This window comes from Pseudomonas sp. S3E12, assembly GCF_001702295.1.
Taxonomy (GTDB): domain Bacteria; phylum Pseudomonadota; class Gammaproteobacteria; order Pseudomonadales; family Pseudomonadaceae; genus Aquipseudomonas; species Aquipseudomonas marginalis.
Genome location: NZ_MBDT01000002.1, coordinates 346,120 through 361,091, shown reverse-complemented (window position 1 = coordinate 361,091; position 14,972 = coordinate 346,120). Strand labels below are relative to the sequence as shown.

At 62.0% G+C, this 14,972-nt stretch carries 16 protein-coding genes and 1 pseudogene; 7 read left to right on the top strand and 10 right to left on the bottom strand.

Annotation, left to right across the window (positions count from 1 at the left end):
• Positions 1–40: 40 nt before the first annotated feature.
• The 6 genes and pseudogenes from BB029_RS01670 to BB029_RS34085 all read right to left on the bottom strand — a co-directional run.
• Positions 41–1,282: a heme biosynthesis protein HemY gene (locus BB029_RS01670; RefSeq protein WP_065938014.1), complete on the bottom strand. Its 1,242-nt coding sequence runs from the start codon at positions 1,280–1,282 to the stop codon at positions 41–43.
• Positions 1,283–1,287: 5 nt separating this feature from the next.
• Positions 1,288–2,412 (bottom strand): uroporphyrinogen-III C-methyltransferase, encoded by a 1,125-nt coding sequence (locus BB029_RS01665; RefSeq protein WP_065938013.1) that lies wholly within the window; start codon positions 2,410–2,412, stop codon positions 1,288–1,290.
• A gap of 18 nt (positions 2,413–2,430) precedes the next feature.
• Positions 2,431–3,189, bottom strand: a complete 759-nt coding sequence (locus BB029_RS01660) for a uroporphyrinogen-III synthase (protein ID WP_065938012.1) — start codon at positions 3,187–3,189, stop codon at positions 2,431–2,433.
• Positions 3,186–4,127 (bottom strand): hydroxymethylbilane synthase, encoded by a 942-nt coding sequence (gene hemC / locus BB029_RS01655; RefSeq protein ID WP_065938011.1) that lies wholly within the window; start codon positions 4,125–4,127, stop codon positions 3,186–3,188. Before hemC ends, BB029_RS01660 begins: the two co-directional genes overlap by 4 nt.
• Before the next feature lie 137 nt (positions 4,128–4,264).
• On the bottom strand, positions 4,265–5,011 hold the full coding sequence (locus tag BB029_RS01650; RefSeq protein ID WP_065926678.1) for a LytTR family DNA-binding domain-containing protein: 747 nt from the start codon (positions 5,009–5,011) through the stop codon (positions 4,265–4,267).
• Positions 5,008–5,124 (bottom strand): annotated as a pseudogene (locus tag BB029_RS34085) (sensor histidine kinase); the annotation flags it as partial. The gene BB029_RS01650 and the pseudogene BB029_RS34085, both read right to left, overlap by 4 nt.
• Positions 5,125–5,513: 389 nt before the next feature.
• Here BB029_RS34085 and argH point away from each other — a divergent pair.
• The gene (gene argH / locus BB029_RS01645) at positions 5,514–6,908 is read left to right on the top strand and encodes an argininosuccinate lyase (RefSeq protein ID WP_065926679.1); all 1,395 of its coding nucleotides are present in this window, start codon (positions 5,514–5,516) and stop codon (positions 6,906–6,908) included.
• 37 nt (positions 6,909–6,945) lie between these two features.
• Here argH and BB029_RS01640 read toward each other — a convergent pair whose 3' ends face one another.
• Positions 6,946–7,605 carry a glutathione S-transferase family protein gene (locus BB029_RS01640; RefSeq protein ID WP_065938010.1) on the bottom strand — a complete coding sequence of 220 codons (660 nt, stop codon included), beginning with the start codon at positions 7,603–7,605 and terminating at the stop codon, positions 6,946–6,948.
• 125 nt (positions 7,606–7,730) lie between these two features.
• Between BB029_RS01640 and BB029_RS01635 the strand changes: the two genes are divergently transcribed.
• The 3 genes from BB029_RS01635 (at position 7,731) to BB029_RS01625 (ending at position 11,374) form a co-directional block, all read left to right on the top strand.
• The gene (locus BB029_RS01635) at positions 7,731–8,015 is read left to right on the top strand and encodes a hypothetical protein (RefSeq protein ID WP_027608326.1); all 285 of its coding nucleotides are present in this window, start codon (positions 7,731–7,733) and stop codon (positions 8,013–8,015) included.
• Positions 8,016–8,110: 95 nt separating this feature from the next.
• The gene (locus BB029_RS01630; protein WP_027608325.1) at positions 8,111–8,365 is read left to right on the top strand and encodes a TIGR02647 family protein; all 255 of its coding nucleotides are present in this window, start codon (positions 8,111–8,113) and stop codon (positions 8,363–8,365) included.
• 168 nt (positions 8,366–8,533) lie between these two features.
• Positions 8,534–11,374, top strand: a complete 2,841-nt coding sequence (locus tag BB029_RS01625) for a class I adenylate cyclase (protein ID WP_065938009.1) — start codon at positions 8,534–8,536, stop codon at positions 11,372–11,374.
• On the opposite strand, the gene rnk is transcribed toward BB029_RS01625, so the two are convergent.
• The 3 genes from rnk to cyaY form a co-directional block, all read right to left on the bottom strand.
• Entirely contained in the window at positions 11,371–11,784 is a 414-nt protein-coding gene (rnk, locus tag BB029_RS01620; RefSeq protein ID WP_065938008.1) for a nucleoside diphosphate kinase regulator, read from the bottom strand. The genes BB029_RS01625 and rnk overlap by 4 nt on opposite strands.
• A gap of 131 nt (positions 11,785–11,915) precedes the next feature.
• Complete coding sequence (locus tag BB029_RS01615; protein ID WP_065938057.1) at positions 11,916–12,134, bottom strand: DUF1289 domain-containing protein; 219 nt, start codon at positions 12,132–12,134, stop codon at positions 11,916–11,918.
• Between the two features lie 2 nt (positions 12,135–12,136).
• The gene (cyaY, locus tag BB029_RS01610; protein ID WP_065926683.1) at positions 12,137–12,469 is read right to left on the bottom strand and encodes an iron donor protein CyaY; all 333 of its coding nucleotides are present in this window, start codon (positions 12,467–12,469) and stop codon (positions 12,137–12,139) included.
• Positions 12,470–12,707: 238 nt separating this feature from the next.
• Here cyaY and BB029_RS31730 point away from each other — a divergent pair, with 238 nt between their 5' ends.
• From BB029_RS31730 to dapF, 3 genes are read left to right on the top strand one after another with little or no spacing between them, the layout of a single operon-like run.
• Complete coding sequence (locus BB029_RS31730) at positions 12,708–12,878, top strand: lipoprotein (protein WP_010207449.1); 171 nt, start codon at positions 12,708–12,710, stop codon at positions 12,876–12,878.
• 9 nt (positions 12,879–12,887) lie between these two features.
• Positions 12,888–14,135: a diaminopimelate decarboxylase gene (gene lysA, locus BB029_RS01605; RefSeq protein ID WP_053127711.1), complete on the top strand. Its 1,248-nt coding sequence runs from the start codon at positions 12,888–12,890 to the stop codon at positions 14,133–14,135.
• 3 nt (positions 14,136–14,138) lie between these two features.
• Entirely contained in the window at positions 14,139–14,969 is an 831-nt protein-coding gene (dapF, locus tag BB029_RS01600; RefSeq protein ID WP_065926685.1) for a diaminopimelate epimerase, read from the top strand.
• The last annotated feature ends 3 nt before the right edge of the window (positions 14,970–14,972 follow it).

Below are 14,972 nucleotides of genomic sequence, written 5' to 3'. Positions count from 1 at the left end.
CATCAGAAATATCTGAGCCAACCCTAGACTTCTTCCTGCATCAAACTCGGGCAGGAGCTGGCAGCGGAGACGCCAGCAAGCGGTTATCCAATAAGCCCAGGCCTTCCTGGAACAGCTGGTTGCTGCGCTCAGTGTCACCCAACTGGGCCAACAGCCGCGCCAGTTCGGCACAGGCCTCGGGATTACGCTGCACCTGCAGGCTGCTTTCCAGGTAATCCCGCGCCTTGCCCCACAGGCTGTTTTGCAGGCACAGACGACCCAATGTCAACAACAGGCTGGCATCGCCCGGGTGATCCTTGAGCCAGCCTTCGGCAAACTTCAATTGCCGGGCAGGGTCACTGCCGCGCAGCAGGCCGTAGAGACGAATCAGGTGGCTGTCGTAGCCGCGCTTGATGGCACCGCGCAATGCTTCCTCCGCGTTGGCATCGGCGCCCAGTTGACGCAGTTGCTCGGCATAGGCCAGGACCAGTTGCGGCTCCTGGCGCTGGGCGGAAGTCAGTTGTTGCCAGGCCCGCTCAAGAGACTGCAAGCCGGCTTCGCCCTGCTCTTCGCGCTGGGCCGCCAGGCTCAGGTTCTCCCCCCAGGCACGTCGCTCCAGTTCGGCCAATTCGCCGGCGGGCAGTACCTTGTCCTTGCGCAGCTCCGGCAACAGGCGGATCACCGACGACCAGTCGCCACGCTGCTGGTGCAGACGCTGCAATTGGCGCAGCACCTGGCCGTTGTGAGGATGGCGCTCGTGCATGGCCTGCAAGGTGGTAAGGGCGCCATCAGTGTCGCCACGGTCCAATTGCAACTGCGCATGGCTCAAGGCAACCGCCAGCTCGGCCTGGGGCTGACGCTCCAGGGCGCGCTCGAGCAAGCCGTCCGATTCTTCATAACGGCCCTGCTCATTCGCCGCCCGGGCCGCGCCCAGGTAGTACAGCAATGGCTGGCGCTCCGCCTCGGCGGCACGGTGCAGGTGACGTTCGGCACTGGCCCAACGGCCTTCGGCGAGGTCCATCTGGCCCTGTTCGATGGCGATCTGCACACGGCGACTGCGGTTACGTCGCGACCACGGGTTGACCACGCCACCCGAGGTGGTAACCAGGCTCAGCAATACGCGGATCAAGTAGATGGCCAGGCCGAAGACAAACACCGCCACCACGGTAGCCCATAGACTCGACTCGTAGTGCAGCACATGAGGATAGGTAATCAACACATAGCCGGTGTGTTTCGAAATGCCCACAGCCAGTGCCAGGGCGATTGCAATCGCCAGCACCAGGATCACATAGAAACGCTTCATCGGCTCTACTCCTGCTTCGCCGACGTGGCCGCCGGCGTGGCAGCTGCCTTGGCTTCGTCGGCAGATAGATGACGACGTTCGAGGTACGCCTGTACCGCAGCCAGGCTCGCCGCCAGGTCCGGTGTCACCACCGAGACAGCCTTGGGCTCAAGCTCGGCGATACGCGCCAGCATCGCCTTGCTCTGCGGGTTGTCCTGGTTGAAGTTGTCCTGCAACACGCTGCGTGCCTCACCCAGGGAGCGGCTGTACACCGCCGATTCACCATTGAGCGCCGCCCATTGTGCTTGCTCCAAGGCCAGGCTTAGGGCCAGGCGTACCTGGTTCAGGCCTTGACCGGCGAGCAGTGGACGAATGTTGTCGTCGGGGTTGAAGTCGATGCGGAAGTACCGGGAAATCTGCTCCCACCACTGGCTCCAGCGATTGTCCGTATCGGTGCTTGGACGCCCCTGGGATGCGGGTTCAGTCAGTTGGTACTCAGGGGCGATGGCCGCCAGTTGCACGACCTGATCACGCAAGGCTGCCAATTGCAGATACAGCCCGGTGCGATCCGGCTGCTCAGTACTGCGCAACGCAGCAAGGCTCTTGGCCAACTGCTCGCGCGCGGCGTAGGAGCCCGGATCGCTTTGCTCGCGAAGAATCTCATCGGCGCCCTGGACCAACGCCTGGGCGCTGTTGATGTCCTGCAAGGCAGACAAGCGCAAACTCGCCAGGCGAATCAGGTGCTCGGCCTCAGCCAGGCGCCAATCCTTGCGGCTGGCACCCAGCACGGTTTCCAGGCGCTGGCTCAAGCGCTGCTGGTCACCCTGCAACTGGGCCACCAGGCGACGGCGCTCCTCGAGCTCATCCGCACCCGGCAGTTGCGCCAGGCGTGCAGCCAGTTGTTGCTGGCTTTGCTTGAGGGCCTGGGATTGGTCATCCAGGGTCTGCACTTGGCCCAGCTGGTGCTGGCTGCTGGCTTGCAGGGCACGAACCTGCCAGAGACCCCAACCGCCGGCCGCAACACCCGCAGCGCCAAGCAGCAGGGCGACAACTGCCAGGCCATTGCCGCGGCGCGGCGCGGTGACCGGTGACTCAACCGGCGCATCAAGTGCGGGTTGGGTTTCATCTTTAGGCAAGGCTGTTTCGCTCACGTATCCGTCCTTTGCGTATCAGAGAGTGGGAACGGCATGACTCCGTAACGCCACTAACAAAGCCGCGGCACTCGCGCCGCGACAATCCACAACTTTTTCTGCGCCAGCGGCCCGCGCCATCTCGGCGACTCGCGGGCTGGGCACGAACAACGGCAGCTGCGCCACCTGTGGCCAATCGGGTCCGGCCAGGGCCTGCAGGTGCAAAAAACCCTGCCCACTGCTGACCACCAGGCCGTTCAAGCGTTCCAACTGGATGCGCTGGGTCAGTACGCCCGTGTCGTAATCCGGTAGGAAACGGCGATACAACTCCAGGTAGTCGACACTAGCACCTTGCTCGCGCAAACGCTCAGCCAGCAGCTCCCGCCCCCCCTCGCCGCGCAGGATCAACACCCGCGCACCGGGCCGTGCGATAGCCTCGCGCAACGCAGGCAATTGAAGCAAGGCCTCGCTGTCGTCGCCGGTTTGGGGATAGTGAACGCAAAGGCCGTGATCAGCCAGGACCTGCGCGGTGGCCGCACCGACGCTGAACCACGGCAGTTGCGGCCAGGCTTGATCCAACTGCTGCACGGCAAGCCGCGCGGCCGGCTTGCTCACCACGATCACCGCACAGTAGCGGCCAAGATTACCGAAGACAGCCTGTTGTTCGGGGGTAACGGGTAACGGTTCGGTGTCCAGCAAAGGCAAGCTGCTGCTGAAGATACCGGCTTCGGACAACGCCGCCGCCAGGGCCGCCGATTCCTCGGCAGGCCGTGTCAGCAGCACGCGCCAATCGGTCACTGCGGGCCGGCCTCGCCGTAGACTTTTTGCAGAATGGCGCCAGCGCCCTTGTCCAGCAGCTCTTCAGCCACCTGGACACCCAGGGCGATGGCGTCACGCTGCGGACCACGGATTTCGGCAGTCAGCAGAGTGCCCCCATCCGGATCCCCAACCAGGCCACGCAGCCACAGGTTTTCACCTTCGAGCACGGCGTAGCAGGCGATCGGCACCTGGCAGCCACCGTTGAGGTGCTTGTTCAGGGCGCGCTCGGCCGTGACACGCACTTCGGTCTCATGGTGATCCAGGGGTTTGAGCAGCGCGTGGATTTCACTATCGGCGGTACGGCATTCAATGCCCACGGCGCCTTGCCCGCCAGCAGGCAGGCTGTCTTCGACGCTGATGGCCGAGGTGATACGGTCTTCGAAGCCCAAACGGATCAGGCCGGCGGCGGCGAGGATGATCGCGTCATACTCACCGGCATCCAGCTTGGCCAGGCGGGTGTTGACGTTGCCACGCAGGAAGCGAATCTGCAGGTCCGGACGACGGGTCAACAGTTGTGCCTGGCGACGCAGGCTGGAGGTGCCGACAATGCTGCCCAGAGGCAAATCATCCAAAGACGCAAAGGTATTGGAAACGAAGGCGTCACGCGGGTCTTCACGTTCACAGATGCAAAACAGGCCCAGGCCTTCGGGGAAATCCATGGGCACGTCTTTCATGGAATGCACGGCGATGTCGGCTTCGTTTTCCAGCAGCGCGGTTTCCAGCTCCTTGACGAACAGGCCCTTGCCGCCGATCTTCGACAGCGGCGAGTCGAGCAGCTTGTCGCCGCGACTGACCATGGGCACCAGGGTCACCTTGAGGCCGGGATGGGCCTGCTCAAGGCGTGCTTTGACGTATTCGGCCTGCCACAAGGCCAGGGCGCTTTTACGGGTGGCGATGCGGATTTCGCGAGAGGACATGGATCAATCCGTACTGAATAGATACGGCAGATAATAACAGCTCAGGCAAATACGCTTTGATTTGAATCAGCAAGTGCGGGGCCTCCCTGGCCACGTCGCACCGGGATAATGAATGCAGGCTTGCCAAAACCCTCGGGCTAAAGCTGCTGCATCATCTTGCGCACGCCGGCGACATGGCGACGGCTGACGATCAACGCATCCCCGTTAAGCCCTTTGAGGAATAACTGAAAGTGCCCGAGGGGCGTGCGCTGCAGGCGCTCGATTCGCTCACGGGCCACCAGCGCGTTCCGGTGGATTCGCACGAAGCGGTCACCGAATTCATCCTCAAGGGCCTTGAGCGGCTCATCGAGCAACACTTCGCCAGCCTCATGCCGCAGGGTCACGTACTTGTGATCGGCAATGAAGTAGACCACCTGGTCCAAGGGGATCAACTCGATGCCTTTGCGTGTGCGGGCGCTGATATGGCTGCGCGGCCCGTTGCCGCTTTGGGCGGCCGGCTGGGTCAGGGCAGCGAGTTGGGCGCGATTGGGACGTTCGGCTTTCTTCAGGGCCCTGAGCAAGGCCTCGGCAGTCACTGGCTTGACTACGAAGCTGACACCACTGGCTTCCAGTGTCTGCGCGGCAAACTCTTCTTGAGCGGCGCACAGCACCACGGCAGGTGGCGATTCGCGCTCACTCAGGCGGGCAGCAACTTGCAGGCCATCGAGGCCCGGCATGCGGATATCGAGCAACACCACGTCCGGCTTGAGGCTGTCGATCAACGTCAACGCCTCCTCGCCGCTGGTGGCACTCGGTTCAAGGACTGTATAACCCTCGAGTTCACTGACCAAACGGCTCAGTCGCTCGCGGGCTTGGGGTTCGTCATCAACGATCAGGACATTCATATAGCGCTGGATTCCTGCGTGAGTCTCGCACAAGGATAGCGTAGACAGGTGCGGTGACTTGCGTCACAGCGATCCACGCTAAGACTAGCGCGAGCGGCAAAAAGTGCCCTGACAGCGGCACCCATATTTACCCGGACCTGTTCAATAGCGCCCAAGACCTGCTGCCTTCGGGCATCGTCGTAGGGTTTGCTGATACACAATCCGAATACCCCCCTTTTAAATGGATAGTCAGGCTCTGACCGCATTACCCGACTTTGGTGCATTCACACACTATCAGTCCAACTGTAGACGCTCGCCGAGACGATATTGCTCAATCGTCAAATATCGTATCAATAAGCAGCTGCCTCCAGTCTCGTCCCGGACGCGGTCGGCGGCAAGGCACTTAGCCATCCTTTGCACAAATAAAAATGCCGACGGCCCGCAGCACCGCCTCCAAGGGCAACCCTGTTATTATCGCCGCCACACTTTCATGCCTCTTAATAAGCAGACCACGAGCGAACCCATGAGCACCGACAAGACCAACCAGTCCTGGGGCGGCCGCTTCAGTGAACCCGTCGACGCCTTCGTCGCCCGCTTCACCGCCTCCGTCACCTTTGACCAGCGCCTGTACCGCCACGACATCATGGGCTCCATCGCCCACGCGACGATGCTGGCCAAGGTCGGCGTGCTGACCGACGCCGAGCGCGACAGCATCATCGATGGCCTGACCACCATCCGCGGTGAGATCGAAGCCGGTACGTTCGACTGGCGTGTCGACCTGGAAGACGTGCACATGAACATCGAGGCGCGCCTCACCGACCGTATCGGTGTGACCGGCAAGAAACTGCACACCGGTCGCAGCCGTAACGACCAGGTGGCCACCGACATCCGCCTGTGGCTGCGCGATGAAATCGACCTGATCCTGGCCGAAATCACCCGCTTGCAGAAAGGCTTGCTGGAGCAGGCCGAGCGTGAGGCGGACACCATCATGCCTGGCTTCACCCACCTGCAAACCGCACAACCCGTGACCTTCGGCCACCACCTGCTGGCCTGGTTCGAAATGCTCAGCCGCGACTACGAGCGCCTGGTGGATTGCCGCAAGCGCGCCAATCGCATGCCGCTCGGCAGCGCTGCCCTGGCCGGCACCACTTACCCGATCGACCGCGAATACACCGCGCAGCTGCTGGGCTTCGATGCCGTCGGCGGCAACTCCCTGGACGGCGTGTCGGACCGCGACTTCGCCATCGAATTCTGCGCCGCCGCCAGCATCGCGATGATGCACCTGTCGCGTTTCTCCGAAGAGCTGGTGCTGTGGACCAGTGCGCAATTCCAGTTCATCGACCTGCCGGACCGCTTCTGCACCGGCAGCTCGATCATGCCGCAAAAGAAAAACCCCGACGTGCCCGAACTGGTGCGGGGCAAGAGCGGCCGTGTATTCGGCGCACTGATGGGCCTGCTGACCCTGATGAAAGGCCAGCCTTTGGCCTACAACAAGGACAACCAGGAAGACAAGGAACCGCTGTTCGACGCCGCCGACACCCTGCGCGACTCGCTGCGCGCGTTTGCCGACATGATCCCGGCGATCAAGCCCAAGCACGCGATCATGCGTGAAGCGGCCCTGCGCGGTTTCTCCACGGCGACTGACCTGGCGGACTACCTGGTACGCCGTGGCCTGCCGTTCCGCGACTGCCACGAGATCGTTGGCCATGCGGTGAAATACGGCGTCGACACCGGCAAGGACCTGGCGGAAATGAGCCTGGAAGAGCTGCGCCAGTTCAGTGACCAGATCGAACAGGACGTGTTTGCCGTGTTGACCCTGGAAGGCTCGGTGAATGCCCGTAACCACGTGGGCGGTACCGCGCCGGCACAGGTGAAGGCTGCGGTCGCTCGCGGCCAGGCCCTGCTCGCCAGCCGCTGAAAGAGGTGGGAGGGGGGCAACCCTCTCCCACATTTGATCACTTTTTGGCCGCAACCATCGCCATGAACGCCGGCATCGCGGCCTCCCTGTCCGCCGCCACCTTCTGCGCATTAGGCATGGCATGCAGTCGCTCCAGCAACACTCTGGCCGCCGGCAATTCAGCCAACAGGTCCAGGCCAAACAGCTTCTCGCCCACCGCACAGGCGAGGTTCACGCTGTACATGAAATACAGATCCGCAATCGTAAAGCCCTCCCCCGCCACATAAGGCGCGAACTTGCCGTGACGGCCTAAAGAGCCGATCCCCAGCAGCAACTCAGCCCTGGATTTCTCCTTGATCGCCTCCGGCACCGGCATACCGAAAAACGCCTCGGCAAAACACGCGCGGGCGGGCAATTCGATGTACAGCTCGATTTCCCTGCACAATGCCAGCACTTGGGCACGCTGGAACGGGTCGGCCGGCAACAGCGACGGGCCTTCCTGGGAGTGCTCGATGTATTCGAGGATCACACTGGTTTCGTTGATAAACCCCTGCTTCACGCCCAGCACCGGCACCTTGCCACGCGGGCTGACCGCCAGGGCCTCAGGGGTTTGCCCGGCATAAAAGGGCACCTCCTCAAAAGCCAGGCCTTTCTCCAGCAGTGCCAGTTTCACCATGTTGTAGTAGTTGCTGACCGAGAATCCGTAAAGCTTGAGCATCGCAAAGCCTCCAGGCCGTGTGCGGGGTTGGCTGCAGGAGTTATAGATCCCCGGGGCCAGCCTGACCAGCAGCATCACCTGCCTGAATGGGGGTAGACTGGCGCCCTTTCCTTGAGGAGCCTGCCATGAGCGAGCCGACCGATATCGACAGCGACGAAGAAGCGTTCACCGAAAACACCTTGATCGAAGCGATCGAAAACCAGATCGAAAGCGACAATCCGCCTGCCGCCAAGGCCACGTTCAATAAGCTGACCCTGGTGGGCTATGAGCGTGAAGAGATCCTGAATCTCATGGCTCACGTGTTGGCTTTCGAAATCGACGCGATGCTGGATGAGGACCGCGCCTTCAATACCGAATGGTATGAAACAGCGCTGCGGGCACTGCCTGAGCTGCCGCCCGAAAAGGAATAATCCCGGCACACCGCAACACGCTGGACAGTTCGGCAAAGTGCGTTCACCTTATGGCCTGCTAGCCTCTAATAAATTTTAGAAAGTCTGGAGTCCTTATGTCGTATACCCCTGAGTTGGTTGCCGAACTGGAAATCCTTGTACTCTTCCCCTTGGACAGCACCAAGGAAGGTCTGAAAGTCCATCAGACCGCTGCTCCCTCTGCCATCGCCGCTGCCAAGCGTCTCCATGCGAAAGGGCTTATCGACCAACCGGACGGAGGCTACCTGACCAGCCTTGGCCGGGACGCTGCAGAGCAGGCCCAAACCCTGCTGACCATCCTGAGCACCGCCAACACCAAAGAAGCCGCCTGATACCGTATACCGCCCATGGAGTCCGCCTCTCGCGGATTCCGAGGGCGCTGCTGTGGAATGGCCCGATTATTGACGTCAAAAACCATTTCCCTCTAAACCTCCTACGCGACTGGCTGTAAACTCCCACATGGCCGCCCGCGTCGGGCCCTGCGAGCCACCGAGTTCGACATGACCCGCACCCATGAAATCCGCCCTGACCTGGACGAAGGCATCGACCGCAAGGTGCTGGCCCAATTGCGCGCGCGCTTCATGGCTCTCAATGAAGGTCGCATGGCTCGTGCCATCGAAGGGCTGACGCCGCGCCAGCAAAGCGTACTGACCCTGCTGCCGCTGTTTTTTCACGTCAATCATCCACTGTTGCCGGGTTATGTATCGGGCAGTACACCGGCCGGGCTGTCGAATTTCGAGCCCGACGCCCAGGCACTCACGGAAGCCCAGCGCCTGACCCGCTCGTTCTCCTACAAGCCGCGCCCGGTCAATCAACCCAAGCCGATCCACGGCCTGTTCCTGATGGGCAGCCTCGGCACCCTCGCCCAGGCCGACCAGAGCGACATGGATGTGTGGGTGTGCCACGCCCCCGACCTGGGCGAAAACGAGCTCGCCGAGCTGCGCAAAAAATGCCAACTGCTGGAAGCCTGGGCCCTGGGCATGGGCGCAGAAGCGCACTTCTTCCTGATCGAGCCGACTCGCTTTGTGCTTGGCGAGCGCGATACCCAACTCAGCTCCGACGACTGCGGCACGACCCAGCACTACCTGTTGTTGGACGAGTTCTACCGCACAGCGATCTGGCTGGCCGGGCGTACGCCGATCTGGTGGCTGGTGCCGGTGTATGAAGAGACCCGCTATGCGGAGTTCACCCACACGCTGCTCTCCAAGCGTTTTATCCGCGCCGATGAAACCCTCGACCTCGGCCACCTGGCGCGTATCCCTCCCGGTGAATTCATCGGTGCCGGGCTGTGGCAACTGTTCAAGGGCATCGAGTCGCCCTACAAGTCGGTACTCAAGCTGTTATTGACCGAGGTCTACGCCAGCGAACACCCGAACGTGCACTGCCTGAGCCTGCGCTTCAAGCGCGCGGTGTTCGCCAACCACATGGACCTGGATGAGCTGGACCCGTACATCGTGGTGTACCGCCGTATCGAGGAATACCTCAAGGCACGCAACGAACCGGAGCGCCTGGAGCTGGTGCGTCGTGCCCTGTACCTGAAGGTCAACCGCAAGCTCAGCACGGGCCAGCGCGCCACCGGCTGGCAACGCCTGCTGCTGGAGCGCCTGGCCCACGAGTGGGGCTGGGACCCACGCCAACTGGCGCTGCTGGACAGCCGCAGCCAGTGGAAAGTGCGGCAGGTGGCCTCCGAGCGCCGCGCCCTGGTCAGCGAGCTGAACTACAGCTATCGCTTCCTGACCCAGTTCGCCCGGACCGAACAGACGGTCAGCCTGATCAACAAGCGCGACCTCAATGTGCTGGGGCGGCGCCTGTATGCCGCCTTTGAACGCAAGGCCGGCAAGGTTGAATTCATCAACCCCGGCATCACCCCGGACCTGGCCGAAGACACCCTGACCCTGGTGCAATCGCCCAACCGCAAGGAGCCCGGCCAGCACCACTGGGGCCTGTACAACGGTAACCTCACGGCCCTGGAATGGGAGCACTTCGCGCCGATCAAGCGCAGCCGCGACCTGTTGGAGATGCTCACCTGGTGCCACCGCAACGGCGTCATCGACAGCAGCACACGCCTGGCGCTGCACCCCGGCACCAGCGACATGACCGAGTTCGAGCTGTTCAACCTGCTGGGCAGCCTGCAGCAGGCTATCGCCCTGCCCCTGGCCAGCGTTGATGAAGCGCGCCTGCTGCGCTCGGCGGTGCCCGAGGAAGTGTTGCTGCTGATCAACGTCGGCGTCGACCCACTCAAGCATCATCGCGACCTGAATATCCTGATGACCACCGAGCGCACCGACTCCCTGAGTTATGCCGGTGTGCGCGACAACCTGGTACTGACCCTGGACCAGGTCACGCTCAACAGTTGGAACGAGGTGATGGTGAGCCGCTACGACGGCCCCCATGCGCTGCTCGACTGCCTGCGCGACTACCTCAACCAATTGCCGCCGGATCATCTGCCTCGGCTGCGGGTGCGCTGCTTCTGCCACAACCGTGCGCAGTTCATTGCCCAGCGCGTGGAAGAAATCTTCAATACCGCGCAGCACCTGTTGCTGGGACAGGGCAATCACCGCTACGTGCTCCAGGTGCAGCAGCACTATCACGTGATGGAGTTGATGCCGGGCCAGGCCACCCACGTCTCACTGGCGACCCAGGATGCGCTGGTGGCCTACCTCAGCGAAGAACTGGCCAGCTACAGCCCGCTGCATCTGGACGCCATGGCCCTGGAAGACCACGACCTGGCGCTGTTGCTGCCCATGGGCATGGCCAATTGCGTGCAGGTGTTCTACCGGGTCAACGAAGGCTTCGCCGAGCTGTATGTGCTGGATGAATTCAACGCGCTCTGGCAGCAACGCTTGCCGTTTCATGATGAGCAGAGCCTGTTGGCGCCGTTGCAGCGCTTTTTGCAGTCGATCATCTATCGCCGGGAAGCACTGTCGCCCCTGGACACGCAACAACCGTTGGGTGAGGTGCAAATCTTGTACTACCAACTGCTGCCGTCAGGCAGCACGCGCGCGCGTGGGGTGGAGCCGCGGCCAGCCCCGCAGAACCCTGCCAACAAACCGTTTTATGACGTGCAGGCGATTATCGGCAAGGCGGCGCCGGGCCAGGTGGGCATTACCCTGTACTGCAATCAGCGGGAGTTTTCCGAGCTGGAGTTTGGCGACCAACTGTTTGCGGTGGTCGCCCAGGAGATCGTCGGTCAACGCCGGGAAACCGAACGCTATCGCTGCTACATCACCGACCTCGACCTGTCGGGCCTGCTCGGTGATGTGCAAAGCCCGAGCAACCTGTACCTGCGCTACAAGGCCGAGCTGGAACAGGCACTCAATGCGGCGTTGAATCAGGTTTAGAGCGGGAAGGCACCGCCGTCTTTGGGCTGGCCTTCAACACTGAGCAGTTCAAGCTTGAGGGTCTTGCCGCCGGGTGCTGGCCAATCAATGTGTTGACCCACCTGCAAGCCGAGCAAGGCACTGCCCACCGGGGCCAGGACCGAGATCTTGCCTGCATCGGCATTCGCGTCTTTCGGATAGACCAAGGTCAGGTGGTAGTCCTTGCCGCTGCCTTGCTCACGGCAATGCACGCTGGAGTTCATGGTCACGACACCCGCAGGTACTTCATCGTGACCAACCACGTCGTCGGCGCGGTCGAGTTCGGCTTGCAACGCTTCGACGCCGGGAGACTCGTCGCCCAAGCGGTCGATCAGTTGCTCCAGACGCTGCACGTCAAGACGGGTAAGAATGATGGAAGGTGCGGTGGTCATGATTCAGGCAGACTCCTTTTTTCTGCACAAAAAAGCAAAACCCCGCCAGGAAAAGGCGGGGTTCTCACGGGCCTCGATGAGTTGAGGCGTATCCGGACACTACCACAGCACCGTAAATAAACAAGACGGGCTCAAAGCGCGGCCTTGCGTTGCTCGGCCTGGGCCACGATCACTCGACGCCGCTGATCATCGGCGGAGCGCCATTCACGGATGTCTTCCACATGACGGAAGCAGCCGAGGCAGACTTTTTGCTCGTCCAGGCGACACAAACTGATACAAGGTGACGGCACCGCCGGGCTGACATTACTGAACAGCGGCTTGGGCGGGCGTACGGGCGCAGGCTGGGTCACGGTCAAATCTCGTCGAAATCCAGCTCGGCGCCGGTATATTCGTGGACCAGGCGCGCGAGCATCTCGCCCAGCAACTCCTCACTCTTGTCGCACTGCCATTTGCCGCTTTCTTCGTCGTAGTCGAAGTGAACGCCCCCGGAGCGCGCCGCCAGCCACAGCTGCCGCAGCGGCTCCTGGCGGCTGAAGATCAGTTGCTGGCCACTCTCGAACTTGACGGTCAGCACACCGGCCGAGTTTTCCAGATCCACATCCAGGTCGCTGTCGTCGAAAATATCTTCCAGCTTCTCTTGGGTGGCATCCACCAGGTCGTGAAAACGGGCTTCGGTCAAACTCATTGTGGCAACCTCGAAAGTGTCTGGTTTTGCTCAAGCGCCGCACGATACGGACGAGCCCCGCCGATTGCAAAGGATACCGATTTCAACACGATTGACGGCGTGAAATATCCTCAACCAGCGTAGTCCGCTTCCCGACCATCTCGGCAAACCCCCGCCGGACGGGTATTTCAGCGCATAGGCAAGCTGGCGGGTGGTCGGTATACTCGGGCGCAATTAATGCATATTCAAGGATTTCGCCATGAAGCGCCTGATCTCTTCCCTTGCTGCGCTCGTCGCGGTCGCTTGCCTCGTTAGTGCCTGTGGTCAAAAAGGCCCGCTGTACCTGCCCGATGACAGCAAAGACCCGAATGAACAGGCGCAATCGTCGCAAAAGCCCTCCAAAGCGCATAAGCACGACACCTACGAATAAGGGAGCTCCATGGACGCTTTTAACTACCGGGACGGCGAGCTGTTCGCGGAAGGCGTGGCGTTGTCCGCGATTGCCCAGCGCTTTGGGACCCCGACCTACGTGTACTCCCGTGCGCATATCGAAGCCCAATACCGCTCGTTCACCGACCCGCTCGATGGCGTACCGCACCTGGTGTGCTACGCAGTCAAGGCCAACTCCAACCTGGGTGTACTGAATGTCCTGGCGCGTCTGGGCGCCGGTTTCGACATTGTCTCCCGTGGCGAGCTGGAACGGGTCCTGGCCGCCGGCGGCCAGGCCGACAAGATCGTGTTCTCCGGCGTCGGCAAGAGCCGCGAGGACATGCGCCGGGCCCTGGAAGTCGGCGTACATTGCTTCAACGTCGAATCCACCGACGAGCTGGAACGCCTGCAAGTCGTCGCGGCCGAGATGGGTGTTCGTGCGCCGATCTCACTGCGCGTCAACCCGGACGTCGATGCCGGCACCCACCCGTACATTTCCACCGGTCTCAAAGAGAACAAGTTCGGCATCGCCATTGCCGACGCCGAAGACGTGTACATCCGCGCCGCCCAGTTGCCGAACCTGGAAGTGCTGGGTGTCGACTGCCATATCGGCTCGCAACTGACCACACTGCCGCCGTTCCTGGATGCCCTCGACCGCCTGCTGGCATTGATCGACCGCCTGGGCGAATGCGGCATCTACCTGCACCACATCGATCTCGGTGGTGGCGTGGGCGTGCGTTATCGCGATGAAGAGCCACCGGCGATCGCCGACTATATCCAGGCCGTGCGCGAGCGTATCGAAGGCCGCGACCTGACGCTGATGTTCGAGCCGGGGCGCTATATCGTCGCCAACGCCGGCGTGCTGCTGACCCAGGTCGAGTACCTCAAGCACACCGAGCACAAGGATTTCGCCATCGTCGATGCGGCGATGAACGACCTGATCCGCCCGGCGCTGTATCAGGCCTGGATGAATGTCACCGCCGTGACGCCTCGTGACACCCAAGCCCGCGCGTACGACATTGTCGGCCCTATCTGTGAGACCGGCGACTTCCTGGCCAAGGATCGTCAACTGGCCCTGGAAGAAGGCGACCTGCTGGCCGTGCATTCGGCCGGTGCCTACGGGTTTGTCATGAGTTCCAACTACAACACCCGCGGACGTACCGCCGAGGTGTTGGTGGACGGTGATCAAGCGTTTGAAGTGCGTCGCCGCGAGACGGTAGCCGAGTTGTATGCTGGCGAAAGCCTGCTGCCGGAGTAAGCCATGCTGCTGCGTTTTACCAAGATGCACGGGCTGGGCAATGATTTCATGGTCCTCGACCTGGTCAGCCAGCACGCACACATCCTGCCCAAGCACGCTAAACAGTGGGGCGACCGGCATACCGGGATTGGCTTCGACCAATTGCTGATCGTCGAGGCGCCAAGCAACCCGGAGGTGGATTTCCGTTACCGGATCTTCAACTCCGACGGTTCCGAAGTGGAACAGTGCGGCAACGGTGCGCGCTGCTTTGCACGCTTTGTGCTCGACAAGCGCCTGACCGCCAAGCGGCAGATTCGCGTCGAGACCAAGAGCGGCGTGATCGAGCTGGATATCCGCAGCGACGGCCAGATCAGCGTCAACATGGGCGCGCCACGCCTGGTGCCGGCGGATATCCCGTTCCAGGCGACCGAGCAGGCCGCCAGCTACCCGCTGGACGTTGACGGCCAGACCGTCGACATCGCTGCCGTGTCCATGGGCAACCCCCATGCGGTGCTACGGGTCAACGACATCAACACTGCCCCCGTGCATGAACTGGGGCCGAAAATCGAACACCACCCGCGTTTTCCGGCGCGGGTCAATGTGGGCTTTTTGCAGGTGATCGACCGTTCCCGTGCGCAATTGCGCGTGTGGGAACGTGGCGCCGGCGAAACCCAGGCCTGCGGTACCGGTGCTTGCGCCGCTGCCGTGGCCGCGATCAGCCAGGGGTGGATGGATTCGCCCCTGTTGATCGACCTGCCCGGTGGACGCCTGTCCATCGAGTGGGCAGGCCCTGGCCACCCGGTGATGATGACCGGGCCGGCCTCGCGCGTATACGAAGGACAGGTCCGTCTATGAGTG